This window comes from Pseudomonas sp. PDNC002 (genome assembly GCF_016919445.1).
Taxonomy (GTDB): domain Bacteria; phylum Pseudomonadota; class Gammaproteobacteria; order Pseudomonadales; family Pseudomonadaceae; genus Pseudomonas.
The window spans coordinates 4383881-4407860 of record NZ_CP070356.1 but is presented as its reverse complement, the minus strand read 5'-3'; the positions used below and the strand labels follow the sequence as shown (position 1 = coordinate 4407860).

The 23980-nt window shown below is 65.5% G+C and carries 21 protein-coding genes; 9 read left to right on the top strand and 12 right to left on the bottom strand.

What is annotated here, in order from left to right; genetic code table 11:
- Nucleotides 1–9 precede the first annotated feature (9 nt).
- Nucleotides 10–525, bottom strand: coding sequence for a DUF4142 domain-containing protein (locus tag JVX91_RS19950; RefSeq protein WP_205335890.1), 516 nt, complete (start codon nt 523–525; stop codon nt 10–12).
- 186 nt (nt 526–711) lie between these two features.
- On the opposite strand from JVX91_RS19950, the gene JVX91_RS19945 reads away from it, so the two are divergent.
- Together JVX91_RS19945 and JVX91_RS19940 are read left to right on the top strand one after the other, a co-directional pair.
- A complete protein-coding gene (locus JVX91_RS19945) occupies nt 712–2667 on the top strand; it encodes a PAS domain-containing sensor histidine kinase (protein ID WP_205335889.1) in 1956 nt (651 codons plus the stop codon).
- Nucleotides 2668–2733: 66 nt separating this feature from the next.
- Complete coding sequence (locus JVX91_RS19940) at nt 2734–2874, top strand: hypothetical protein (protein ID WP_205335888.1); 141 nt, start codon at nt 2734–2736, stop codon at nt 2872–2874.
- Nucleotides 2875–3006: 132 nt separating this feature from the next.
- Here JVX91_RS19940 and JVX91_RS19935 read toward each other — a convergent pair whose 3' ends face one another.
- From JVX91_RS19935 to JVX91_RS19915, 5 genes are all read right to left on the bottom strand, one after another.
- The gene (locus tag JVX91_RS19935; protein ID WP_205340132.1) at nt 3007–3297 is read right to left on the bottom strand and encodes a hypothetical protein; all 291 of its coding nucleotides are present in this window, start codon (nt 3295–3297) and stop codon (nt 3007–3009) included.
- A 136-nt stretch (nt 3298–3433) separates the two neighbouring features.
- Nucleotides 3434–5005, bottom strand: a complete 1572-nt coding sequence (locus JVX91_RS19930; protein ID WP_205335887.1) for a sensor domain-containing diguanylate cyclase — start codon at nt 5003–5005, stop codon at nt 3434–3436.
- Nucleotides 5006–5309: 304 nt separating this feature from the next.
- On the bottom strand, nt 5310–5642 hold the full coding sequence (locus JVX91_RS19925; RefSeq protein WP_205335886.1) for a hypothetical protein: 333 nt from the start codon (nt 5640–5642) through the stop codon (nt 5310–5312).
- A gap of 147 nt (nt 5643–5789) precedes the next feature.
- Complete coding sequence (locus JVX91_RS19920; protein ID WP_205335885.1) at nt 5790–7055, bottom strand: carbohydrate porin; 1266 nt, start codon at nt 7053–7055, stop codon at nt 5790–5792.
- Between the two features lie 92 nt (nt 7056–7147).
- A complete protein-coding gene (locus JVX91_RS19915) occupies nt 7148–9574 on the bottom strand; it encodes a glucose/quinate/shikimate family membrane-bound PQQ-dependent dehydrogenase (RefSeq protein WP_205335884.1) in 2427 nt (808 codons plus the stop codon).
- A gap of 340 nt (nt 9575–9914) precedes the next feature.
- Between JVX91_RS19915 and JVX91_RS19910 the strand changes: the two genes are divergently transcribed.
- From JVX91_RS19910 to JVX91_RS19895, 4 genes are all read left to right on the top strand, one after another.
- Complete coding sequence (locus JVX91_RS19910; protein WP_240201783.1) at nt 9915–11912, top strand: TonB-dependent receptor; 1998 nt, start codon at nt 9915–9917, stop codon at nt 11910–11912.
- A 136-nt stretch (nt 11913–12048) separates the two neighbouring features.
- On the top strand, nt 12049–12648 hold the full coding sequence (locus JVX91_RS19905) for a hypothetical protein (RefSeq protein WP_205335883.1): 600 nt from the start codon (nt 12049–12051) through the stop codon (nt 12646–12648).
- Nucleotides 12649–12776: 128 nt separating this feature from the next.
- The gene (locus JVX91_RS19900; RefSeq protein WP_205335882.1) at nt 12777–14162 is read left to right on the top strand and encodes an FAD-binding oxidoreductase; all 1386 of its coding nucleotides are present in this window, start codon (nt 12777–12779) and stop codon (nt 14160–14162) included.
- A gap of 23 nt (nt 14163–14185) precedes the next feature.
- On the top strand, nt 14186–14530 hold the full coding sequence (locus JVX91_RS19895) for a cupin domain-containing protein (RefSeq protein ID WP_205335881.1): 345 nt from the start codon (nt 14186–14188) through the stop codon (nt 14528–14530).
- Here JVX91_RS19895 and JVX91_RS19890 read toward each other — a convergent pair.
- Nucleotides 14520–16007, bottom strand: coding sequence for a PucR family transcriptional regulator (locus JVX91_RS19890; RefSeq protein ID WP_205335880.1), 1488 nt, complete (start codon nt 16005–16007; stop codon nt 14520–14522). The two genes, JVX91_RS19895 and JVX91_RS19890, sit on opposite strands and share 11 nt — an antisense overlap.
- Nucleotides 16008–16264: 257 nt before the next feature.
- Between JVX91_RS19890 and JVX91_RS19885 the strand changes: the two genes are divergently transcribed.
- The 3 genes from JVX91_RS19885 (at nt 16265) to JVX91_RS19875 (ending at nt 19330) form a co-directional block, all read left to right on the top strand.
- On the top strand, nt 16265–17305 hold the full coding sequence (locus JVX91_RS19885; protein ID WP_205335879.1) for an ABC transporter substrate-binding protein: 1041 nt from the start codon (nt 16265–16267) through the stop codon (nt 17303–17305).
- Between the two features lie 101 nt (nt 17306–17406).
- The gene (locus JVX91_RS19880; RefSeq protein ID WP_205335878.1) at nt 17407–18591 is read left to right on the top strand and encodes a fimbrial protein; all 1185 of its coding nucleotides are present in this window, start codon (nt 17407–17409) and stop codon (nt 18589–18591) included.
- Nucleotides 18581–19330, top strand: coding sequence for a molecular chaperone (locus tag JVX91_RS19875; protein ID WP_205335877.1), 750 nt, complete (start codon nt 18581–18583; stop codon nt 19328–19330). Before JVX91_RS19880 ends, JVX91_RS19875 begins: the two co-directional genes overlap by 11 nt.
- Before the next feature lie 45 nt (nt 19331–19375).
- Here the strand turns inward: JVX91_RS19875 and JVX91_RS19870 are convergent, their stop codons facing one another.
- The 5 genes from JVX91_RS19870 to mgrA all read right to left on the bottom strand — a co-directional run bounded on the left by JVX91_RS19870 (nt 19376) and on the right by mgrA (nt 23965).
- A complete protein-coding gene (locus JVX91_RS19870) occupies nt 19376–20068 on the bottom strand; it encodes an amino acid ABC transporter permease (protein ID WP_205335876.1) in 693 nt (230 codons plus the stop codon).
- A 1-nt stretch (nt 20069) separates the two neighbouring features.
- Nucleotides 20070–20783 (bottom strand): amino acid ABC transporter permease, encoded by a 714-nt coding sequence (locus tag JVX91_RS19865; protein ID WP_205335875.1) that lies wholly within the window; start codon nt 20781–20783, stop codon nt 20070–20072.
- A 77-nt stretch (nt 20784–20860) separates the two neighbouring features.
- Nucleotides 20861–21667, bottom strand: a complete 807-nt coding sequence (locus tag JVX91_RS19860) for an ABC transporter substrate-binding protein (RefSeq protein WP_205335874.1) — start codon at nt 21665–21667, stop codon at nt 20861–20863.
- 320 nt (nt 21668–21987) lie between these two features.
- The gene (locus JVX91_RS19855; protein WP_275892374.1) at nt 21988–22917 is read right to left on the bottom strand and encodes a sulfonate ABC transporter substrate-binding protein; all 930 of its coding nucleotides are present in this window, start codon (nt 22915–22917) and stop codon (nt 21988–21990) included.
- Nucleotides 22918–22921: 4 nt separating this feature from the next.
- Entirely contained in the window at nt 22922–23965 is a 1044-nt protein-coding gene (gene mgrA / locus JVX91_RS19850) for an L-glyceraldehyde 3-phosphate reductase (RefSeq protein WP_205335872.1), read from the bottom strand.
- Nucleotides 23966–23980 lie beyond the last annotated feature (15 nt).

The window sequence follows — 23980 nt, the reverse complement described above, 5'->3', positions numbered from 1 at the left end:
CGGCCTCGGTCATTTGGACGGGTGTGCCTTCACCAGGTCCTGGGCCATTTCCAGATGGCGCTGGAGCACCGGCAAGGTCTTCTGGGCGAACGCCTTCACGTCGCTATCGGCGGCGTTGTTGGCGGCGTCGGTGAACAGCTTCACCGCTTCCTCATGGGCGCCGACCTGGTTGTTGGCATAGGCGGCGTCGAAGGATTCGTCGCGGACATCGAGGACCTTGGCCTTGGCCTGGTTGGTCAGGCTGGGTCCGTCGGCGAGCGTGAGCTGGTGCTTGTCCGCCAGTGCCTTGAGTTCGGTATTGGCCTTGGTGTGGTCATCGATGATGTGCTGGGCGAAGGACTTCACGTCCTTGGCCTGGCTTTTCTTCAGGGCAAGCTTGGCGGCGTCTATCTCGGCCATGCCGGCGGCCGAGGCCTCGGTGACGAAGGTCTGGGCTTGCGCCGCCGGATCGGCGGCCAGCAAGGGCGTCGCCATCAGCATGGCGCCGGACAGTAGCGCGCCGGCAATCAGAGCAGTACCTTTCATGACGTTTCTCCTGGTCGGATGGAATGACCTCGCACGGCGAGGTTCCACGGTTGATCCGTCCTGGCCGGTGGGGGTTCAGAGTTTCGCCGGGTGCCGCAGGCCACGTGGCGCGCCGTTTGGCGGCGCGGCAGGTGGGGAGGTCGCGCCTGTGCTTTGCTGAAGTAGCTTCTGGGGAGCGCTGATTTCATGCCGGATACCATCGCCAGCAACGCCCAATTCGTCGAAGACGCCCGTTATCGGCTGCTGGTCGAAGCTGTAACCGACTACGCCATCTACATGCTCGATCCCGATGGCCGGGTGAGTAGCTGGAGTTCCGGCGCGCAACGCCTGAAGGGCTACGCCGCCGACGAGATCCTCGGCGAGCACTTCTCCCGTTTCTACACGCCCACCGACCGCGAGGCCGGACTCCCCGAGCACGCCCTGGATGAAGCCGCCCGCGTGGGGCGCTATGAAAGCGAAGGCTGGCGCCTGCATCGCGATGGCAGCTCGTTCTGGGCCCATGTGGTGATCGACGCGATCCGCGACAGTTCCGGCGCGCTCATGGGCTTTGCCAAGATCACCCGCGACCGCACCGAGCAGCACGAGACCGAACAGGCGTTGCGGCGCAGCGAACAGCAGTTCCGCCTGCTGGTGAATGGCGTTACCGACTACGCGCTGTACATGCTCGACCCCGAGGGCAACGTCACCAGCTGGAACTCCGGCGCGGAGCGGATCAAGGGCTATTACCCCGAGGAAATCATCGGCCGGCGCTTCGAATGTTTCTATTGCGAGGACGACCGCCAGAACGGCGTTCCGGAGGCCAGCCTGGCCACGGCACTGGCCGAGGGGCGCTACGAGGAAGAGCGCCTGCAGATGCGCAAGGATGGCTCGCGCTTCTGGGCCAACATCGTCATCGATCCGGTCTTCGACGACACCGGCAAATTGCTGGGCTTCGCCAAGATCACCCGTGACATCACCGACAAGCGCCGCGTCCAGGAAGAACTGGAGCGCGCCCGTGACGAACTGATCCAGTCGCAGAAGATGGAGTCGCTCGGCCAGCTCACCGGCGGCGTGGCGCATGACTTCAACAACCTGCTGACGGTGATCCTGGGTGGGCTGCAACTGCTCGAACGGCATCTGCCGGCGGACAACGAGAAGGTCGAGGGCATCTGGCGAAACGCCTTGGAAGCGACGCGGCGCGGCGCCCAGCTGACCCAGCGGATGCTGGCCTTCGCCCGCAAGCAGCGGCTGTTTCCCCAGCCATTGCAACTACCCGCGCTGCTGCAGGACATGAGCGAGCTGCTGGTCAGTTCCCTGGGGCCGACCATCAGCCTGGAAACCCGCTTTCCGCTGCAACTGGACGCGGTCATGAGTGACCAGAACCAGCTGGAGCTGGCGATCATCAACCTGGCCACCAATGCCCGCGATGCGATGCCCAACGGCGGCAGCATCGTCTTCGCCGCCCGCAACGAGGTGGTCGGGCCCCGCCAGAGCGGCAAACTGGCGCCCGGCGCCTATGTGTGCCTGACGGTGACCGATTCCGGGCAGGGCATGGACGAGGGCACCTTGCGCCGGGCGGCGGAACCCTTCTTCACCACCAAGGCGACAGGGAAGGGTACCGGCCTGGGCCTGTCCATCGTCCACGGCTTGGCGCAGCAGCAGGGCGGCGCACTGCTGTTGCGCAGCACGCCCGGCAGCGGAACCACGGCGGAAATCTGGTTGCCGGCGGTGAAAGTGAAAGCACTACCGGAAGAGCAGGCCGCGCCGCAGGTACAGGCCATCCCGTTGTCCCGGGGAGTGGTCGACGTGGGCCTGCGGGTGCTGGTGGTCGATGACGACGCGCTGGTGTTGGACGGAACCACGGCGCTGCTCAGCGACCTGGGCTGCTACGTCGGGCGCGCCGACTCCGCGCGCGGGGCCCTGCAACAGCTGGAGGAAATGGCGGACTACGACCTGTTGATCACCGACTTCGCCATGCCCGACATGGACGGCATGCTGCTCATCCAGCAGGTGCGCCAGGCGTATCCGGGGCTCAACTGCGTGCTCACCACGGGCTACGCCGGGCGCGTGGATACCCTCGCCGAGTCGGTCATGCGCCTGCCCAAGCCCTTCGACCGAGACCAGTTGCTGGCGCTGCTGCTGCAAGTGAAGAGCGGCGCTTAGAAAAATCGAACCTCCTCGACCGGCGCACTCCAACCAGTGAGAGCCATCGTTCGAGGAGGACGTGTGATGAACCCGCAACTTCATGCCCAGCGACCGGAACCGCAGGAAGCTCCGCCGGACCGCGAGAGCCAGATTCCCGAAGACTTTCCCGAAGAAGTGCCCATGCAGCAGCCACCCGAGGAGCCGGTTCCACGGCCGGAGCAGTGAAACCTCAGCTTCAGGGGCGGCAACCGCTGCTGGCCCTGGTTGCGCCGCTCGCTTCGGGTGACTGGAGCAGCAGGGCAGGGCAAGGCATTACGAGGCCTGTTCTTCGTGTCGTGCGGCGGGGTTACGGGGGAGTCAGCGCCGGGTGCGCAGGCCGTCGTCAGTGTCGATCAGCGAGCCGGGGTCCTCGTTGCCCGGATCGTTGATCATCGCGTCCAGCTCGTCGCTGCGCGAGCGCAGGTCCAGCAAGGGCAGCAGGTCGTCGTGGAACTGTTGCTGCTGCTCCTCGGAGAGCGCGGCGAACCCGTGGTTGATGATGTAGAGGGCCAGGACCGCCTGGGAGCCGTCGGCCTCCAGCTGTCCTTCGTCGAGCAGTCGACGAAGCCCATCGGTGAGTTCCACATCCTGATGATCGTTCCAGCCCATCGTCATTACCTTCTTCGATTGACCAAGCCGATTACCGGGTGGCGCTGCCGCGGCTCGGCTGTGTGCCGCGTCCTCGGATGACTGGCAGGACTGCGCGGCGTTCCGCGCTGGAGACGAATGGTCATGAGGTGCGGGGTCAGTCGGGGTTTCCGCTGACGACCCGGTTGCGCCCGGTTTGCTTGGCCTGGTACAGGCGCAGGTCAGCCTGCTTGAGCACGGATTCGGAGGTCGATGCGGCGGCATCGCTTTCGGCGACGCCGATGGACAGGGTGACATGGCCGACGCCGGGCATCACCGTCGCCGCCACCGTGGCGCGGATGCGCTCGGCGATGCCACTGGCGGCCTCCAGGCTGGTTTCCGGCAGTAGCAGGACGAATTCCTCGCCGCCAGCGCGACAGGCCAGGTCCGCGGCGCGGGAGGAGTCGCGCAGTATCGCGGCGACCCGGCGCAGCGCCTCGTCGCCGGCGTCGTGGCCCCAACTGTCGTTGACCTGTTTGAAATGATCGATGTCCAGTGCCAGCACCGCATAGGCCTGGCCGGACTGCTCCAGCGTCGCCAGGGCCAGGCCCAGCGCCCGGCGATTGGCCAGCCCGGTCAGTGCATCGCTCTGCGCTTCCTGGCTGAGCCGGCCGAGTTTCTGCTGCATCAGTCCCACGCCGGTCAGCAGGGCCTGGCGGATGGCGGCCGCCTCGCGATACCAGGTGTTGATGCTTTGCAGTTCACGGGGCGTTCCCGGCGCGGACAGGCGTTCGGCGCTGTGTGCCAGCTGCCGCAGCGGCCGGGTAATCAGCAGGGCACCGCCCCAGATCATCAGCACACCGAGCAGGCTGGCGGGAATCAGGCCGAAGAACATGTCCTTCATCAGCAGGCCCAGCGGCGCCAGGCTGAGGTCGCGGGGCTGCTGGGCGACCACCGCCCAGTTCGCGTTGGGTACCTGGGCGTATCCCGCGAGCATCTCGACACCCTGGGTATTGGCGACTTCCATCGAGCCGGTTTCCCCGCGCAGCGCCGCCTCCACGGCAGGGTTGTCATCCAGCCGTTCGCCGACCCGCTGCGCTTCGGGATGCTGGAGCAGCCGGCGGTTGGCGTCGGCGACGAAAGCGTAGGTGCCTTCGTGGTGGAAGTGGCTGCCGATAATGGTGTGCAGCACACTCTGCTTGAGGATGTACACCGAGCCGCCGACCAGCCCGAGGTACTCGCCGGAGGGGCCGATGATCGGCTGGGAGATGAACACCACCAGGTTGCCGGCGATGGACACGTAGGCCTGGCTGACCGTCGGACGTTTCTGCTGAAGGGCCTGCTGGACGCCCACCGAGCGCAGCGTGGTGCCAACGATCTGCAGGGAATCGGGATAGGCCTGCAGCACCTTGCCCTGCGCGTCGACGATGGCGATGGAGTTGAAGTAGGTGTCCTGGGCCTGCAGGCGCATGGCCTCGGCATGCAGCACCGTCGGGTCGTCCAGGTGGGTAGCGAGGATGCCGGAGCTGAAGGCCAGGTTGCGCTGCGCCGAGTGGATGAACTCCTCGATGCTGGAAGCGACCTTGGCGGCGTAGGCGCGGTTGGCCTCGAGGGTCGTGTGGATCAGTGCCGAGCGCTGTACGGTGTAGGCCACGAACAGGCTGTTGCCGAGCGTGGCAAGGGCGGCCAGCAGCACGAAGACGAGGATCAGCACCCGCAGGGTCAGCGGTTTACGGCTCCAGCGCTTCATGCGGCCACCCGGAGGGAGCGGGGCGCACCGGAGCGTCCGACGAGAACACAGGTGTCTGCGCCGTGGCGCGATGTCAGGGGACTATCCATGGAGTGTCCGTGCTATGGCGGGCTGCCTGGTCCGACTGTCCTCGACAGGTCAGGTTTCAGGATAGGCGGGGATGCGCCGGGAGTCACATGGTCGGGCTTTCCCGCCGGGAGCAAGCTTCGTGATCCGCACACCTGGGGAGCAACCGGTGTGCGTCCTGCGGTGGTTACCGACTTCAAAAAAGCCCCGCATTGCGCGGGGCTTTTTCATTGCTTACTCAAGCGCGCGAACGCAGCTCGGTGCTGAGGCCGGCCTGGGCGATCGTTGCAATCGCCTGGTCGCGCGTGGCCTCGGAGTCGTACAGCTTGCTGGTCAGCAGTTCTGCACCGGTGTTGTCGCGGATCACGAAGAAATTCTTGCCGCCGGGGGACATCTGGCGCTTGTAGCGCTCGACGGCCGCACAGGAGCTGCGGAGGCTGTTGATGGCCTGCTCGGCTGCCTCCTGTGTCGGGTAAGCGAGAGTTTCCAGCAGAGTACCGTGGGCAGTGTTCTTGAGCAGAACGCGACGGTTGCCGCTGCTGAGTTCCTTGATTTCATACCAACCGGGCATGTGTAGCTCCATATAACCGGTGTCAACGTCCTGCGGGTGTTCCCGCAGGGTGACAGGCCAGTTTAGGAGCATCTGCGTCCAGTTTGTATAGGAAAAGACTTAGTAATCATATGGTTACTGTATCAATTTGTCTCAGGATCGCTTTTCTCAGAAGCTGGCTTTCACCTGCAGGCCGAGCAGCAGGGCGTTGTCGATGTCCTGGCCGGAGAAGGCACCCGGCTCGATGACGTACTGCAGGTTCGGGCGCAGGGTCAGCCACGGCGTGGCCTGGTAGCCGTAGCTCAGCTCGATGAGTTGTTCGCCGCTGTCCAGGTTCGGGTAGTCCTGGCCATTGGCGAGGGCATTGCTTTCCTGCACATCGCGGCTGCGCGGGTTCGGCACGGCGCGGCCGTAACCCAGCGCGAGACTGTCTTTCGGGCGGCCTTCGAAGGGTTTGTAGAGCACCACGCCCGCGCCATACCACTTGGTGAAGGGCGAGGCGGCGCTGCTCGCGGCCGAGGCCTGGCCGAACAGGTGCAGGCTGCGCCCCTTCGAGGCCGGGTCATTCCACACGGCCTGGTCCACCAGCAGGTAGTGGCCACTGCGACCGGACACTTCCTTGTCGCTGCCGATGCGCTGCACGTTGGAGCTGTCGTAGTACCAGCCCAGCTTGTACTCGCCGGGCAGCTCGCCCTGGGGCTTGTAGATCAGCTCGATGGGCACCACGGTGCCAGTGGTGTGCTTGGGCGTAAGGTGCCAGGCGCGGCTGGAGTTGCCGTTGCTTTCCGGGTCGAAGTTGAACGCGGCGATGCGCAATTGCCAGTCGGGAGCGAAGCTGTACTTCACTCGCGCGCCCAGGTGTGCGTTGGGGTAGTTGGTCCAGCCGCTGCCGCCGGACATGTTCAACGGATGGCCGCAGAAACCGGCGTTCATGAAGTTGCAGAGGATGCCGCTGTCCAGCCCGCCCACATCGTTGCCCATGGCCATGTAGCCGAGCTTGAGGTTCACCGCCTGGCTCAGGTCGCGCTCGTAGCTCAGCTCGGTCAGCCGGGTGTAGAGGCCGCCGTAGTTTTCCTGGATCGGCAGGCGGTTGCCCACCAGGTCTTCCGAGGCACTGTTGCCGCGGCGGTCGTTGATGGTCAGCTGGACCTTGCCGCCATTCTCCAGGCCATAGAGCTTCGACAGGTCGAATTGCACGCCCAGCTTGATGTTCTGCGAATAGCGCGCGGAGCGGTGCAGGCCGCCGTGGGCGTTGTACGCGGTCTCGCCGCTGTAGTCGCCGGTGAACTTGACGCCATCTTCTTCCAACTGGTGGCGCAGGCCGCCCCAGTCGCCGGTCATGGTGGATCGTTCGAGCAGGCCTTCTTCGGCCAGCGCAGGCAGCGAGGCAACGCACAGCAGCAGGCCGGGCGTGAGGCGGAGGGAAATGCGCATGGAAATCCTGATCTTGAAGCGAATAAAAAAAGGCGCGGTGGTAGAGCCGCGCCGGAAGGAGGCGCCCGCACGAGGCGGGCGCGATGGGAGGTTTATTGGCTGTCGGGCAGCGCGTAGGCCATCACGTAGTCGCCACGGTCGGTGGACTGGCGCGCACCGCCAGCGGTGATGACGACGAACTGCTTGCCGGTCTTCGGCGACACGTAGGTCATCGGGCCGCCCTGGCTGCCGACGGGCAGGCGGGCCTTCCAGATTTCCTTGCCGTTGCTGCTGTCGTAGGCGCGCAGGTAGAAGTCCTGGGTGCCGGCGATGAACACCAGGCCGCCCTGGGTGGACAGCGTGCCGCCAAGAGTCGGCAGGCCGATGGGGATCGGCAGGTGCATGCGGATACCCAGCGGGCCGGTGTCTTCCACGGTGCCCACCGGTACCTGCCAGGCCACCTGGCGGGTCTTCAGGTCGATGGCGGTGAGGGTGCCGAACGGCGGGGCCTGGCACGGGATGCCGGCCACCGAGAGGAAGCGGTTCTTGTTCACTGCGTAGGGCGTGCCCTTGAGCGGTACGGCGCCCATGCCGGTGTTCAGCGCCTCGCCACCGCCAGCCGCAGCGCCCTTGTTGGCGGAGGGGATCATCTGGATCCACAGGCCCAGGCGCATGTCGTTGACGAAGATGAAGCCGTGCACCGGGTCGGTGGACAGGCTGCCCCAGTTCATGCCGCCCAGGGAGCCGGGGAAGCTCAGCGACAGGTCGGTGCCCGGCGCGGTGTAGAGGCCGTCGTAGCGCATCTTCTTGAAGTCGATGCGGCACAGCAACTGGTCGTAGGGCGTGGCGCCCCACATGTCCGATTCGCTGAGGGTCTGCGCGCCAATCTGCGGCATGCCGACGGATTTCGGCTGGGTCGGCGAGTAGGGCTCATCGGGGATATTGCCCGGCTTCACCGCGACGTCCTTGACCTCGGTCAGCGGCTTGCCGGTGGCGCGGTCGAGCACATAGATCTGCCCGGCCTTGGTGCCGATGACGACTGCCGGAACGGTCTTGCCGTCGGCCACGGGGAAGTCGACGAGGCTCGGCTGCATCGGCAGGTCGAAGTCCCAGAGGTCGTTGTGCACGGTCTGGTAAACCCACTTTTCGGCGCCCGTGGTGGCGTCCACGGCAAGGATCGACGCGCCGTAGGTGTGGTCGAGTTTCGTCCGTTCCACGCCATAGATGTCGGTGGAGGAGCTGCCCATGGGCAGGAAGACGGTGTTCATCGCCGGGTCGTAGGACATCGGCGCCCAGCTGTTGGGCGTGCTGCGCACGTAGGTCTTGCCGTCCGCCGGGGCCTGCTTGTCTTCCGGGTTACCCGGGTCGAAGGCCCAGCGCATGGCGCCGGTGATGACGTCGAAGCCACGGATCACGCCGCCGGGCATGTCGGTCTGGACGTTGTCCGCGACGCGGCCGCCGACCACCACGGTGGTGCCGGCCATCAACGGAGCGGAGGAGAGCTGGTAGTAGGAATCGGGTACGTCGCCCAATCCTGCCTTCAGATCGACCTGACCGTTAGTGCCGAAGCCCTGGCAGAACTCGCCGGTGTCGGCGTCGACAGCGATCAGGCGCGCATCGATGGTGTTGGTCAGCAGGCGTCGCTGACAGTTGGCGCCGGCTGGAACGCTGGCGGCGATGACCGGCGTGCTGTTTGGCTGGGTCGGCTGGACGATTTCCTTGGTGGCATCGAAATAGGCCATGCCACGGCAGCGTTGCCAGACCTTGGACTGGGCGTTGATCTCGTTCTTCCACAGTTCCTTGCCGGTGTCCGCGTCCAGCGCGATCAGGTTGTTGTGCGGGGTGCAGATGAACACCTTGTCGCCTACCTGCAGCGGGGTGAGCTGGTCTTCCGCGCCGTTGCCGTCGCTGATCGCCACGTCGCCGGTGTGGTAGGTCCAGGCCACCTTCAGCTTGTCGACGTTGCTGCGATTGATCTGGTCCAGTGCGGCGAAGCGGCTGCCACCCTCGGTGTTGCCGTAGTGCGCCCAGTCCTTCTGCGCATGGGCCGGGTCCACCGGTGTCAGGCCAGGGCCCTTGCCGGTGGGCGCGACGCTGGGATGGGCAACGAACATGTTGCCGGCGGCGATCACCACCAGTACCGCCAGCACACCGGCGATGCCATAGGCGCCACGACCAGCGTTGTGGCCTGCCGAGCGGGCCAGCAGCGGATAGACCAGCGCGACCACCACGCCGATGGCGCTGAACATGAACAGCCGCGAGAACAGCGGCCAGAACACCAGGCCGCTGTCGGCCACGGCCCAGATCGCCGTGGCGATGAGGAATGCCCCGAACAGCCAGGCGCCGGCCGGTTTGCGAAGGGCGATCAGCAGGCCGGAAACGGCCATGGCCAGGCCGCCGATGAGGAAGTACCAGGAGCCGCCGAGGCTGACCAGGCGGATGCCGCCAGCGGCCAGGGCGAGGCCGAGGAGGGCGATGATCACGCCCAGGCCGAGGAGGATGAATATGCTCGCGCGGGAGGCGCGCTGTACCGGTTTCATACAGAAGGTTCTCGCTGTGGAATGCGTCGATTATACGCTTAGCATGCTAATTAACTAGATAGTACAATCGTCGAAGAGGCAAAAGCAGACGAATGAAATAGCCTTGTGCAGGCTCTATCACTCGCAACATTCCGACCCACGAAAGCCCTGTGCAGCGGCTGCCGAGACTGGCAGCATCGCTGATCGGTCCTACAGAAGAACCCTAGTCACCGTGCCCGCAAACCGCTCTGTCGTACCTGCTCAACTCAAACTGCTGCCGCTGCTGGTCTGCGGTATCGCCCACGGCCAGCTGGCCCGCGCCGAAACGGCGGAAACGGGCAGTGATGCGCTGCTGGCACCCATGGTGGTGACCGGCGCCTATGCCCCGGTGTCCAGCTTTGACCTGCCGTTCTCCATCGATACGGTGCAGCAGCCGCAGATCAGCGATGGGCAACTGGGCGTCAATCTTTCCGAGGTGCTGCAGCGGGTGCCGGGGGTTGTCGTGCAGAACCGTCAGAACTACGCCCAGGACCTGCAGATTTCCTCCCGTGGCTACGGCGCGCGCTCGGCCTTCGGCATTCGCGGCCTGAAGCTGCTGAGCGATGGCATCCCGGCCAGCACGCCGGACGGCCAGGGCCAGGCGGCGACCCTGAACCTCGACGTCGCCGACCGCATCGAAGTACTGCGCGGCCCGGCCTCGACGCTCTACGGCAGCAACAGCGGCGGGGTGATCCAGATGTTCTCCCGCGACGGCTATGGCCCGCCGAAAGTCGGTGCGGAAACCACCTTCGGCAGCGACGGCTTCAACAAGAACCACCTCTATGCCGAAGGCGGCACCGACCAGGCCGGCTTCCTGCTCGACGCCTCGCGCATGGATACCGACGGCTACCGCGACCACAGCGCCGCGCGCCGCGACCAGACCTTCGCCAAGCTCAACATCAAGCCCGACGAAGACAGCCGCCTGGCGCTGATCTACAGCAGCCTGGAGCAGAACGGCACGCAGGACCCGCTGGGCCAGACCTGGGACGCTTACGAACACGATCCCCGCTCGGTCTCGGCGGCCGCCGAGACCTACAACACGCGCAAGAGCATCGATCACCAGCAACTGGGCATGAACTACGAGCGCTACTTCGGTGACGCGACGCTGCAGTTCAACCTCTACGCCGGCCAGCGCAGCGTGGTGCAGTACCTGTCGATTCCCAGGGGCGTGGCCTCCAACGCCCAGCGCGGCGGCGGGGTAGTGGACTTCGACCGCGAATTTCACGGCGGCACCCTGCGCTGGATTCAGCCGGTGCAGGGCGTGCCGGGCGAACTGACTGTCACCACCGGGGTGGACTACGACCGCAGCGAGGACGACCGCAAGGGTTTCCAGAACTTCAGCGGCGACCAGCTCGGCGTGAAGGGCGAGATGCGCCGCAACGAGAACGACATCGCCACCAGCCTCGACCCCTATGTGCAGGCGCGCTGGGAACTGGGCAACTGGACCTTCGACGCCGGCCTGCGGCACAGCACCATGAAGATGGAAGTCGATGACCACTATCTGGCCAACGGCGACTCCAGCGGTTCGAAGAAGTACCAGCAGAACAACCCATCGCTTTCGGTCATGTACGCCTTTACCCCGAACCTGCATGGCTATGTCAGTGCCGGCAAGGGCTTCGAGACACCGACCCAGGCCGAAATGGCCTATGCGCCAGGGCTGGCGGAGAGCTTCAACTTCGGCCTCGACCCTGCCACCAGCACCCAGTACGAGATCGGCCTGAAGGCCAAGGTGGCCGGCAGTACGCGGGTCAACGCGGCGATCTTCGAGATCCGTACCGACGACGAGATCGTCGTCGCCAGTTCCACCGATGGCCGCACCAGCTACCAGAACGCCGGCAAGACGCTGCGCCGGGGCTTCGAGCTGGGCGTGCAGAGCGATCTCTCCGAGCACTGGCAGGCCAACCTGGCCTATACGCGCCTGGACGCCACCTACGACGAGGACTTCGTCGAGAGCGGCAGCGTGATCGAAAAGGGCAACCACCTGCCCGGCGTGCCCGGCAGCAGCCTGTTCGGCGAGCTGGTATGGAAGCCCCAGGACGGCATCAGCATGGGTTTCGAAGGGCAGTACCGCGGCAAGGTTTACGTCGAAGACAGCAACGAGGACAAACCGGCGCCCAGCTACGCGGTGTTCAACTGGCGCACCCGCTTCGAGCAGCATGTCGGGCCCTGGACCTTCCACCAGCTGGTGCGCCTGGACAACCTGCTGGACCGCCAGTACGTCGGCTCGGTGATCGTCGGGGACAGCAACGGTCGCTACTACGAAGCGGCGCCGGGGCGCTCCTGGTACGCCGGTGCGGGGCTCGAGTACCGCTTCGACTGAGCAAGTTCTGCTTTTACTGCCTGAAATTGCCGCACTGTTGGCGCAGTGCTTCAGACCCCTGGCTAATCCCCTATCCTCGCGCCTTTTCCGGAACCGGAGAGGTGCGCGAAAAATGGGAAAATGGAGCATCGCAATCATGATGTTGCTGGCGAGTTGCGGCGCATCGGCATCCAACTCGCTGTTCGAGCAATACAACTTCGGCGTCACGCAAAGTCGCTTCGGCGAGCAGCAGGGCTACGTCGAGTGCCTGCAGTCGATGGGGCTCGTCGCTCGCTGCCGAGACGGCGTCGAGTACGCTGGCGAGCGCTTCAGGCTGGCGCTGATCTTCCAGCGCCAGAAACTGGGAGAGGCGGTGCTCTATGCCGACTACGACGAAGACGTCTTCCGGCGCGTTCTGGCATCCCTCGCCAAGCAGTACATGCTGGTGTCCATTTCGAGCGAGCATGATTCGAAGGACATCCTCTCCTACACCCTCGATCCCGACCGATCCGATAGCACCACGCGGGCCATCGGCGAGTTCGAGGCGAAATCGCTGAAGGAGGGACTGGTCACTTACCGGCTATACGAGCGCCTGGACCGCTACATCAGCTCTGGCCGCAGCGCAGCACAGGTCATGGCGCGGTTGCCGGCGGGCATTCGGGTCGCCGAGGTGACGGTCAAGCGCAGCGCCTCCCAGGGCTGGCTGTTCGTGAAGTTCAGTCGGCCAGGCCTCGCACCGAAGGCATCCCGCCGATAATCCCGGCGATTCGCATGCCTCATATCTTCGTATGAGGCATCTCCCCGTATTTCATGTAACGAACGATTGTTGCCTCCTGGCCTGACACAGGACAGTGAAGCATTGCCGTTCAACCATGGAATCCACACATGAAACGTTCCCTCTGGCTGGAGGAAATCGCCTCCGAGCTGACTCCGCTGTCCGCCCTGGAAGGCATCCTCGATGTCGATGTGGCCATCGTCGGCGGCGGCTTCGTCGGACTGTGGACTGCGCTGCGCCTGCTGGAACTCAAACCCGATTGCCGCATCGCCATCATCGAGCGCGACATCTGTGGCGGCGGCGCCTCCGGGCGCAATGGCGGCTTCGTCATGTCCTGGTGGCCGAAGATCAGTTCGCTGGCCGCGCAGTGCGGCAAGGACGAGGCGCTGCGCCTGGCCCGCGCCTCGGCGGCAGCCATCGGCGAGATCGACGAGTTTTGCCAGGCGCACGGTATCGATGCGCACTTCCGTCGTGGCGGTTGGCTGTGGACGGCCACCACCGACGCCCAGCGCGGCGCCTGGAAGGGTGTGCAAGAAACCTGCGAGCGCCTCGGCGAGCCGATCTTCCAATCACTGGCCAATACCGAGGTGGCGAGCCGTGCGGGCTCCGCACAGCACCTGGAAGGCGTGCTGGAAGCCAGCAACGCCACCGTGCAGCCGGCGCGTCTGGTGCGCGGCCTGCGCCGGGTAGCGCTGGAGAAGGGCGTGCGGATCTTCGAGAACACTCCGATGCTCAGCCTGGAGCGCAGCCAGCCCGCAGTAATCCGCACGCCTGGTGGCGAATTGCGCGCACCGAAGGTAGTGATGGCGACCAACGCCTGGGCGGCGGCGATTCCCGAACTGCGCCGCACCATCCTGCCGGTGACCAGCACGGTGGTCGCCACCGCGCCGATTCCCGAGCGCCTGGAACAGATCGGCTGGACCGGCGGCGAAGCCGTCACCGATTCGCAACTGATGGTCGACTACTACCGCACGACCCAGGACGGCCGCGTCGCCTTCGGCAAGGGCACCGGGATGATCAGCTTCGTCAGCCGCATCGACGAGCGCTATGACCACAACCCGCAGCTCAGCGACGACACCGAACAGGACCTTCGCCGCACCTATCCGCAACTGAACGACGTGCCAGTGACCCACAGCTGGTCCGGCCCCATCGATCGCACCTACGACAGCCTGCCGGTGTTCGGCCATCTGGATGGCGCGCCACATGTTGTCTACGGCATCGGCTGGAGCGGAAATGGTGTCGGCCCGAGCCGCCTGGGCGGCCGCATCCTCGCCAGCCTGGCGCTGGGACTGGACGACGAATGGAGTCGTTGCGGCTTGGTGGGCCGGCAACCCAAGCGCTTCCCAGTGGAGCCGTTTCGCTACCTCGGTGGACTCATGGTGCGCAGCGCCGTGCAGCGCAAGGAGCAGGCCGAAGCGCAGAGCCGCAAGCCGAGCCTGCTGGATCGACTCCTCGCCGGATTCGCGCCCGCGGGCCTCGAAGATAAAGACCTCTGAAGGACCTCTTGAAGGAGATCAACATGCCTCGACCGATCCTGCTCGCCGGCGCCGCCGGCCGCCAACTGCCCGCACCACAACCCGTGAAGGAACCCGTCGGCACGCCGGTATCCCGTGCCGCGACGCATGCCGAGGAAGGTGAGGGCGGGCTGCTCACCGGTGTCTGGGAATGCACGCCCGGCCGTTGGCGGCGCCAGGTATTGTCCGCGGAGTTCAGCCATTTCATCAGCGGCCACTGCTGGTTCATCCCGGATGACGGCGAGCCCGTCGAACTGCGCGCCGGTGATGCCGTGCTGTTCCCGGCGAATTGTCAGGGCACCTGGGATATTCGCGAGACGGTACGCAAGAGCTTCGTGATCATTCCCTGACTCCCGCGTCGATTCCGGCAATCTGCGCCGAGCGCAGCGCGATCCAGAGGACGGCGACGTCGTCGGTGGAGTCCAGCGAGCGCTCGGTGATTTCCTCGATACGACGGATGCGGTAGACCAGCGTCTGCTTGTGCACGTTGAGCAGTTGCGCGGCCTTCTGCCAGGAGCGGTTCTGTTCGAGGAAGACGCGCAGGGTGTGCTGCAGTTGTCCGCCCTGCTGCGTGTCGTAGTCGGCCAGCGCACCCAGCACGCGGCGATGCACACGCTGTGCCTCCTCGAGGCTCGCCGGCAGCCAGGATTGCTCGCCCTGTGCGTCGGCGTACGCCACCAGCGGGCGCTGGTGGGTCGCATGGGCCAACGCGAGTCGCGCCTCGCGCAGTGCCTCCGTCGCACGCAGCCCGTGGCCCAGCGGATTGCTGCGCCCCAGCGGGCAATCCAGCGCGGCCTGCAGCGACGGCGTCCGGGCAGGGTCGGACAACAGGACGATCAGCTCATCGCCCTGGTTGCGCACCAGCAGCCCCGCACCCAGCCGTTGCAGACGTTGCTGCCAGTGTTCCGGCAGCCCGCTGGCGCCGCGGGCCAGGACGACGCACGCGGTGTCCAGCCGGCAATGCAATTGTCCCAGCCGTTCCTGCGCGGCACGCTCGGTGAGACGCTGCTGCAGCAGGTCATCCAGCAGCTCCGAGCCCAGGCGCAGCATGCGTTCGTGCTCGACCTGCGCGCGCTCCAGTTCGATCCCCAGCACCGCGACGACATGGTGCAGGAGGCCGTAGTCGATCAGTTCGCCGCCGGTGGCGAGAATCTCGCAGGTCGCCAGCGACGGTAGCGGCATGACCAGTGCCTCCTGCTCGCCATTGCTGGTGCGGGTCACGGTTTCCGGTACCGCGCGGCGCTGCGCGAGGCTCTGTCGCCAACGCTCCGGCAACGCCGGCAGACCTTCCTGCCAGGGCTGCAATGTCGCGGAATCGAAGAGGAACAGTTGCGCCCGCACATCGCTCGACAGTCGCCGCAGCAAGTCGGCCAGCCCCAGGCCGCGCAAGCCGATGCGCGCGCTTTCATAGATGCGGGTGACGGCGCTGCGGCGTTCGTGTTCCTCCTGCTTGCTGGCATCGACGATGGCGCGGGTGACGGCGGAGAAGGGCACCGCGTAGTGGGTCATCAACAACGGGAAGCCGAGGCGCATGGCCTCGTCCTGCAGAGCCTGGATGTCCGTCGGGGCTTGCATGTTCTCGCCGATCATCAAGCCCGCCACGCGCGCAGTGGCCAGACGTTGCAAGTAATCGCGCTGCGCCTGGGCGTCGGATGGGATGGCGATGCCGGTGGTCATCAGCAGGTCGCCGTCGCCAAGCCATTCGGTGGGGTCCGCCAGTTCGCAGACGTGTGCCCAGCGCAAGCGCCGGCCGGCGCCCTGGTTGCCGCCGAGCAGGCGAGTGCGCAGGGAGGCGTTGTCGAGGATGTCCTGGATGGTGAAGGGCATGACAGGTCCGCAGGAGGGGGAGACGTTCCACCGGCAAGCATGCCACCAAGCGTCAGGCCTTGTCGCGCCGGGGTTCGTGGCGCGCCGGGCGCTTCATACCGGGATACGAGCGGCCCTCGGCGAATTGTAGTTCCGTCTGATTGTGAGGCCGGCCTGGGCCGCCAAGACTAGCCGGCAGGGCGCTGATCGTGCCGCCAGGGCCACGAATGGCGCCGTCCGCCGACAGGCGGGCCGCCTACTCACCGGAGACCATAACAATGCACAAGATCCCGAGCTCTTCCTTCATCTGCGCACTGGGCTGCGCCTTTGCTTTCCCTGCCATCGCCGACGTCACCGTGGTGTCCCACGGCGGCGCCAACAAGGCCGCCCAGACCAAGGCTTTCTACCAGCCCTACATGCAGCAAAGCGGCAGTCGCCTGATCGCCGATGAATTCAACGGCGAGATGGCCAAGGTGAAGGTGCAGGTGGACACCGGCAGCGTCTCCTGGGACGTGGTGGAAATGGAGATGCCCGAACTGGCGCGGGCCTGCGACGAGGGGCTATTGCAGGAGATCGGCGAGCAACCGGAAATCGCCAAGCTCGCGCCCGAATTGCTGGACGGCGCGGTGCAGCCGTGCGGCGTCGGCTTCTTCGTCTGGTCCACGGTGCTGGCCTACAACGCCGACAAGCTGAAGACCGCACCGACCGGCTGGGCGGACTTCTGGGATACGCAGAAATTCCCCGGTAAGCGCGGGCTGCGCAAGGGCGCCATGTACACCCTGGAATTCGCCCTGATGGCCGACGGCGTCGCGCCCAAGGATGTCTACACCCTGCTCGCCACCAAGGAAGGCCAGGATCGTGCCTTCAGGAAGCTCGACCAGATCAAGCCGAGCATCCAGTGGTGGGAAGCGGGCGCGCAGCCGCCGCAGTACCTGGCCTCCGGCGACGTGGTGATGAGTTCGGCATACAACGGCCGCATCGCCGCCGTGCAGGACGAGAGCAAGCTGCGCGTGGTGTGGAACGGCGGTATCTACGACATGGATGCTTTCGCCATTCCCAAGGGCGCGAAGAATACCGAAGAGGGCCTGCGCTTCATCCAATACGTGCTGCAGACCGAACAGCAGAAGAACTATGCCCAGCAGATCGCCTACGGCCCGGTGAACCGCGCTGCCGTTCCGCTGGTGGATGCTTCGCGGCGCGCCAACATGCCCACCGACGAGGCCAACCTGGCCGGCCAGGTGGCCATGAACGCGGCGTTCTGGGCTGACCATGGCGAACAGCTGGAACAGCGCTTCAACGCGTGGGCCGCCAAGCAGTAAATCTTCCCAGTGTGCGGCCGCGCCGCACTTTCAAGCCGCCTTCGGGCGGCTTTTTTGTACCTGCCGAGGGCTGGAAGGGCGTTACAGCGCCCGCGCAATTCGTGCAGTTCGGCCGCTCGGGCGGCTACGACCCGGAAACCACCTTCTGGCGCTGCCTGCCCAGCGATGCCATTTCCGAAGAGTATTCGATGCACGGACACCTCTATCCCTACGGATTCCTGGTGCCGGGATATGGCGGTAACGTCTACTCCACCATGTGGGCGGATGTCGGCATCCGCATCACCAACCTGGGTAACAACCAGCCATACACCAAGTTCTACCAGCAGCGCCCCATCGACACCTCCGTGCTGGACAAGGACGACCGCGGCTATGTGCTGGTCAAGGCCAAGAACCTCTCGGCGGTCCGTGTCGAACTGATCCGCATCAACCCCACCGACAACAGCAACATGGGTTACGAGGACAAGGCTGCCGGCGCCTATGACATGCAGACCTACCCCTTGGCCTACGTGATATTTTCCGGTCCCGGCACCAGTGGCTACTCGCCCAACGTTGGCGTCGACTCCACGGGCGATACCACGGGCTTCCCGGGTTACGCCTGGATCGGCTCGATCGGCCTGTACGGCAATATCAGCGTTCGCCGCACCGCCACCTGCTCGATCACCAACGTCACGCCGGTGGTTGTCTTCGCGCCGATACTGCTCGGCGAGCTGAACAGCGGCGGCAGCCGGACCCAGCCCTTCACCATCGAATCGAACTGCCAGGCCGGGGCGATCACCAATACCGCGGTAGCGGACAGCTCCTATGGCAAGTTCACCTACAACTCGACGGTTTATACCTGCAGTTCCGGCATGGCGTATTCCTGGCTGAACAGCAATACCGGCATGTGCCTGAGCAACTCCGGCACGGCGCTGGGCATCCTTCCCGCCAGTGCCAACTCCATCGCCCAGGCCCAGGCGCTGAACCTCAAGAGCGCGGGTGGCGGCCTGACCTACCTGCTCTCGGACAACTATGGATTGTCGTCGGACGTCGCCACCGGCGTCGGCATCCAGATCCTGCGCAAGAACGTGCCGATCAATCTGCTCAGCAGCAGCAACTCGGCCGCGGCGGCCACCGAGGTCGCCGCCAACAATGCGGGTTGGTACCGGCTGGTGGATTCGGGCACCTCGTCGCTGGGCGGCAACAAGTACAGCGAGGTCTTCCAGGCCACCCTGAAGAAACTGCCGGGCGTCACGGTCACGCCCGGGAAGATCAGCGCAACCGGGAGGGTTCTGATCCGTGTGCAGTAGGCAACTCAACCGCGCGCTGACGAGGCTGCTGTGCCTGTGGCTGGCATTGGCGGCGGGAACGGTCCGCGCGGGCGTGACGGCTGAAAGCACGCGGGTGATCTTTGCCTCCAACCTCAACGAGGTGGCGGTGCTGCTGGCCAACGTCAATCCCTATCCGGTGATGGTCCAGACCTGGATCGACGACGGTGCGCTGGACTCCACGCCCGACAAAGCCATCTCGCCATTCATGTCCCTGCCGTCGGTGTTCCGCCTCGAACCCGGCGAGCGCCGCTCCCTGCGGATCATCTTCACGGGGAAACAATCCCTGCCCAGGGATCGCGAGTCAGTGTTCTGGCTCAACCTGCACGAGGTGCCGCCCTCGTCGGTGGCCGCCGGCATGCCTGCCGAGCAGCAGCGCCTGGTCGTCTCGATGCACACGCAGATGAAGGTTTTCTATCGCCCGACGAAACTGACCATGACCCAGCCGGAAGCCGCCGCCAAGCTCACTGCGAGCTGGCAGCAGAACGGCGAAAAGACACAACTGCGGATCGACAATCCCTCGCCGTACTTCATGACCCTTACCGCTGTCGAGCTGATCGCGGGGCAACAGCACCAGTCATTGAAGGGGGACATGGTCAAGCCGGAGAGCAGCCTTGTGCTTGAAGCAGCAGGCCACCTGCCGGGCGGACCAGTCCAGGTGGAGTTCACCTGGCTGGACGACGATGGCAATCCGCAGAAGACGCGTGCCACCCTGCACTGAGTCTGACGCCCTCGCGGTCTCTCATTGCCCACCACGAGGCGCGGCTCAAGCGGCCTTGCGATAGTTCGGCGTCAGCCGCGCGACCAGAAATGCCGCGAGGTCCAGCGCGGAGCACAGCACGAAGTAGAGCAGGGCGACGAACAGGAAGACCTCCGTGGGATGCACCATCACCCGGTTGCTCACCTGGGTGGCGACGAAGGACAGCTCGCCGACGCCGATCACGTAGGCCAGCGAGGTGTCCTTGATCAGCGAGACCCACTGGTTGAGGAATGACGGCAACATGATCGGCAGCGCCTGCGGCAGGATCACCAGCGTAAGCACTTGCCACGGTCGCAGCCCCAGCGCGCGAGCGGCGTCCCACTGACCCTTGGGCAGGCTTTCGATGCCAGCGTGCACCGAGTGCGCGAGATAGGCCCCGCCGATCAGCGACAGTGCGCAGACCACCGTGCCCAGCGCCGGCACGTCGATGTGCAGGACGATGGGCAGCAGAAAGTAGACCCAGAAGATCAGCATCAGCACCGGAATGGCGCGGAAGAAACCGAGGAACGCCACCAGCAGCAGGCGCGGTTTTCCGCCCAATACCGACAACGCGATACCCAGTGCCAGGCCGATCACCGCCGAGGCAAGGCCGGAGGCCAGGGCAAGGATCACCGTGAGCGCCGCGCCGCCGAGTGGGCCGTCCGGGTAGGCGCCGATGAGGAAATAGGACAGGTTGTCCGAGATCACCGAGAAATCCATGTCAGGCCCCCTGGCGATAGCGGCGGGTCTGCTGGATCGCCTGGCCCAGCGCCTCGATCAGCGCGATGGCACCGATGTACAGCAGGGTGGCGATGCCGAACGCCTGGAAGGTCTTGAAGGTCTGCGTCTCGACCTGGCGCGAGGCATAGGACAGCTCCGCGAGGCCGATGGCCATGGCCAGCGAGGAGCTCTTCAGCGCATTCATGTACTGGCCCATCAACGGCGGCAGGGCGGTGCGCAGCGCCTGCGGCAGGATCACCCAGCGCCACACCTGCAGCGGTCGCAGGCCCAGCGCCATGCCGGCCTCGCGCTGTTGCGGGCGCACCGAGGCGATCCCTGCGCGGAATTCCTCGGCGATGAACGCCGTGGTGTAGAGCGTGAGCCCCCATGCAGCGGCGAGGAACTCAAAGGACGGCCACGCCAGCCAACCCAGCTCATGGGGCGAGTTGAGCCAGAACACCAGCTCCTCCGGGAGCAGGGCGGGCACGCCGAAGTACCAGAAGAACAGCTGCACCAGCAGCGGCGTGTTGCGGAACAGCGCGAGATACGCCCGCGCCGGCCATGACAGCCAGCGCGACTTCGCCTGCCGGGCGATGGCCAGCGGCGCGCCGAGCAGCGTGGCCAGAATGCAGCAGAACAGGGAAATACCGAGGGTCAGTAGGAAGCCGTCGAGCAACCAGCGCAGGTAGGTCGGGGCGAGCAGTTCGCCGAACATGTCACGAGTCCATCAGTGGAAGAAACGGACACGCCCCGGCGAACCGGGGCGTGGGGTGGTGCGGAGTGAGGAGCGGATCAGCTCTTGTCGCCGATCTTGTACAGGCGGGCCAGCGGAGTCTTGGTGTCCGGGCCGAACCAGGTGTCGTAGATTTTCTGTGCCTGGCCCTGGGCTTCCAGCTCCGTGAGGCTCTGGTTGACGAACTCGGCCAGGGCCTTCTCGCCCTTGGGAATGCCGACGCCGATCAGGTCGTTGGAAATGGTGAAGGGCGGCACTTCGTACTTGTCCTTGTCCGGCACGTTGGCCAGCAGGCCGATCAGTTTCGGGCCGTCCTGGGTGATGGCCTGGACCTGGCCGTTGCGCAGGGCGGTGAAGGCGAACGGCGTGTCGTCGTAGGCGATGACCTTGGCGCCGGGGAATTTCTCGCGCAGCACGCCTTCGTTGACGGTGCCCTTGTCGACGCCGACGCGCCATTTGTTCAGCTGGTCGGGGCTGCTCAGGGTGCCTTTCTTGACGATGAACTGCTGGCCGGAGGAGAAGTAGGGGATGCTGAAATCGACCTGCTCGGCGCGCTCGGGAGTGATGGTGAAGTTGGCCAGCACCAGGTCGACCTTGTTGGCGGTCAGCAGCGGAATACGGTTGGCCGGGTTGGTCGGCAGTACCTGCAGCTTGACGCCGAGCTTGTCGGCCAGGGCCTTGGCGTAATCGACGTCGAGGCCTTCGATCTGCTTGCTCTTGGCATCGACGAAGCCGAACGGCGGGTTGCTGTCGAAGGCGGCGACGCGCAGCACGCCGGCCTTCTTGATGTCGTCCAGGCGGTCGGCGTGGGCCAGTCCGGAGAGGACGGCCAGGGCGAGGGCGGTAACGGCAGTGAGTTTCTTCATGAACATCCAGCTCCTTGTCGGGCCACGCTCGTATGACGGGGTCCCGGAATGATCGAGAGCGGGCGCTCGAGGGTGGGAGAAGCCCGCTGTAGAGCGGCGGGGGTCGCCCGCCGGCGAAGCCGAGTGTGGCAGTGCGGCGGGCCGGTGGAGAAGGAATGAATTCGTCTATCTAATAACCGGAAGAAATATAAAGTAACCGGTTAGATAACTATTTCCACAAAACGTAGGAGCGGACCTTGTCCGCGAAATCCATCACCGGGATGCTGCGGCGCGGCCAGGGGGAATCGCGGACAAGGTCCGCTCCTACAAAGATCAGTCTCTCAGGGCTTCCAGCGGGCGGCGCTGATGTCGACGGCGCGCGGCAGGATGCGTTCGGCCAGGAACAGGTCGGCGGTGCGCTGCTGTGCAGCGATGTCGGCATCGTCCAGCGGCCGGATCGGTGAAGAAGGGCGGTGCTTGAAGGTCTCCGCGATCACTTCCGGGGAGAGACCGGTGACACGCGCCATGATCGCCACGCTGCCAGCTTCGTCGCTGCGGGTCAGGGCTTCGGCCTGGTTGAGACTGTCCAGCACTTGGCGGATGAACTCGGGATTCGCTCCAGCGTACTCACGGCTGGACAGGTAGAACGGCCCGCTCAGCCCAACCTCGGAACCATCCGCCAAGAGCCGCGCGTTGCCGCCCAGCAGTAGCGCCGAGTACCAAGGGTCCCAGATCGCCCAGGCGTCCACCTTGCCACTCTCGAAGGCGGCTCGGGCATCGGCCGGCGTCAGGTACAGCGGCTGGATATCGCGCAGGGTCAGGCCGGCCTGCTGCAACAGGCGCAGCAGCAGGTTGTGCGAGCTGGAGCCTTTCTGGAAGGCCACGCGTTTGCCCTTGAGTTCAGCCACGCTGTGGATCGGACTGTCCTTGGGCACCACCACGGTTTCCGCCTGTGGCTTGGGTGGCTCGACGCCGACATAGAGCAGGTCGGCCCCGGCGGCCTGGGCGAAGATCGGCGGGATGTCGCCGGTGGAGCCCAGGTCCAGGCTGCCGACGTTCAGCGCTTCGAGCATCTGCGGGCCGGCGGGGAATTCGATCCACTGGATCTGCGTCTGCGGGAAGCGCTGTTCCAGTAGGCCATGTTCCTTGGCCAGCACCAGGCTGACCGAGGCTTTCTGATAGCCGATACGCAGTTGCGCCGGGTCCTGCGCCTGGGCGACGCCGGCCACAAGCAGCAGCAACCCGGCGAGCAGTCGATGAAGCGGGTTCACAGGCTCATTCCTTCCAGTCGTGGGAGGGTTTTTCCCAGAGGTTGATCCCGCCCTCCACCGCATGGCGATCGATCTCCGCCAGTTCTTCTGCGCTGAAGGCGAGGTTGTCCAGGGCGGCGACGTTCTCGACGATCTGCTCCGGGCGGCTCGCACCGATCAGCGCGGACGTCACGCGAGCGTCACGCAGCACCCAGGCCAGCGCCAGTTGCGCCAGGCTCTGGCCGCGACGCTGGGCGATCTCGTTCAGCGCGCGGGCGCGGCGCAGGTTGTCGTCGGACAGATGTTCCGGCCGCAACGACGCGCCGCCCGGCTGGTTGACTCGCGCATCAGCCGGCACGCCATTCAGGTAGCGGTCAGTCAGCAGTCCCTGGGCCAGCGGAGTGAAGGCGATGACGCCGGTGCCCAGCTCGTCGGTAGTGGCCAGCAGGTCCTTTTCCACCCAGCGGTTGAACAGGTTGTAGGCCGGCTGGTGGATCAGCAGCGGTACTTTCCATTCTTTCAGCAACGCGGCCAGTTCGGCAGTCTTGCCGGCGGAGTAGGAGGAGATGCCCACGTATAGCGCCTTGCCCTGCTGCACGGCGCTGGCCAGTGCGCCGGCGGTTTCCTCCAGCGGCGTGTCCGGGTCGAAGCGGTGCGAGTAGAAGATGTCCACGTAGTCCACGCCCAGGCGTTGCAGGCTCTGGTCGAGGCTGGACAGCAGGTACTTGCGCGAGCTGCCGCCCTGGCCGTAGGGGCCGGGCCACATGTCCCAGCCGGCCTTGGTGGAGATGATCAGCTCATCGCGGTAGGCGGCGAAGTCCTCGCGCAGCAGGCGACCGAAGTTGATCTCGGCGCTGCCGTAGGGCGGGCCGTAGTTGTTGGCCAGGTCGAAGTGGTTGATGCCCAGGTCGAAAGCGGTGCGCAGCAGGGCGCGCTGGCGGTCCAGCGGCGCGCTGTCGCCGAAGTTGTGCCACAGGCCGAGGGAGAGGGCAGGCAGCACCAGGCCGCTGCGGCCGACGCGGCGATAGGGGACGCGCTGGTAGCGGTCGGGGTGGGCGAGGTAGGTCATGGGAGCTCCTTTGCA

Excerpts from the sequence above, each read along its gene's own strand:
- JVX91_RS19950 (WP_205335890.1), bottom strand. The coding sequence starts at position 525 with ATGAAAGGTACTGCTCTGATTGCCGGCGCGCTACTGTCCGGCGCCATG.
- JVX91_RS19945 (WP_205335889.1), top strand. The coding sequence starts at position 712 with ATGCCGGATACCATCGCCAGCAACGCCCAATTCGTCGAAGACGCCCGT.
- JVX91_RS19940 (WP_205335888.1), top strand. The coding sequence starts at position 2,734 with ATGAACCCGCAACTTCATGCCCAGCGACCGGAACCGCAGGAAGCTCCG.
- JVX91_RS19935 (WP_205340132.1), bottom strand. The coding sequence starts at position 3,297 with ATGGGCTGGAACGATCATCAGGATGTGGAACTCACCGATGGGCTTCGT.
- JVX91_RS19930 (WP_205335887.1), bottom strand. The coding sequence starts at position 5,005 with ATGAAGCGCTGGAGCCGTAAACCGCTGACCCTGCGGGTGCTGATCCTC.
- JVX91_RS19925 (WP_205335886.1), bottom strand. The coding sequence starts at position 5,642 with ATGCCCGGTTGGTATGAAATCAAGGAACTCAGCAGCGGCAACCGTCGC.
- JVX91_RS19920 (WP_205335885.1), bottom strand. The coding sequence starts at position 7,055 with ATGCGCATTTCCCTCCGCCTCACGCCCGGCCTGCTGCTGTGCGTTGCC.
- JVX91_RS19915 (WP_205335884.1), bottom strand. The coding sequence starts at position 9,574 with ATGAAACCGGTACAGCGCGCCTCCCGCGCGAGCATATTCATCCTCCTC.
- JVX91_RS19910 (WP_240201783.1), top strand. The coding sequence starts at position 9,915 with ATGGTGGTGACCGGCGCCTATGCCCCGGTGTCCAGCTTTGACCTGCCG.
- JVX91_RS19905 (WP_205335883.1), top strand. The coding sequence starts at position 12,049 with ATGATGTTGCTGGCGAGTTGCGGCGCATCGGCATCCAACTCGCTGTTC.
- JVX91_RS19900 (WP_205335882.1), top strand. The coding sequence starts at position 12,777 with ATGAAACGTTCCCTCTGGCTGGAGGAAATCGCCTCCGAGCTGACTCCG.
- JVX91_RS19895 (WP_205335881.1), top strand. The coding sequence starts at position 14,186 with ATGCCTCGACCGATCCTGCTCGCCGGCGCCGCCGGCCGCCAACTGCCC.
- JVX91_RS19890 (WP_205335880.1), bottom strand. The coding sequence starts at position 16,007 with ATGCCCTTCACCATCCAGGACATCCTCGACAACGCCTCCCTGCGCACT.
- JVX91_RS19885 (WP_205335879.1), top strand. The coding sequence starts at position 16,265 with ATGCACAAGATCCCGAGCTCTTCCTTCATCTGCGCACTGGGCTGCGCC.
- JVX91_RS19870 (WP_205335876.1), bottom strand. The coding sequence starts at position 20,068 with ATGGATTTCTCGGTGATCTCGGACAACCTGTCCTATTTCCTCATCGGC.
- JVX91_RS19865 (WP_205335875.1), bottom strand. The coding sequence starts at position 20,783 with ATGTTCGGCGAACTGCTCGCCCCGACCTACCTGCGCTGGTTGCTCGAC.
- JVX91_RS19860 (WP_205335874.1), bottom strand. The coding sequence starts at position 21,667 with ATGAAGAAACTCACTGCCGTTACCGCCCTCGCCCTGGCCGTCCTCTCC.
- mgrA (WP_205335872.1), bottom strand. The coding sequence starts at position 23,965 with ATGACCTACCTCGCCCACCCCGACCGCTACCAGCGCGTCCCCTATCGC.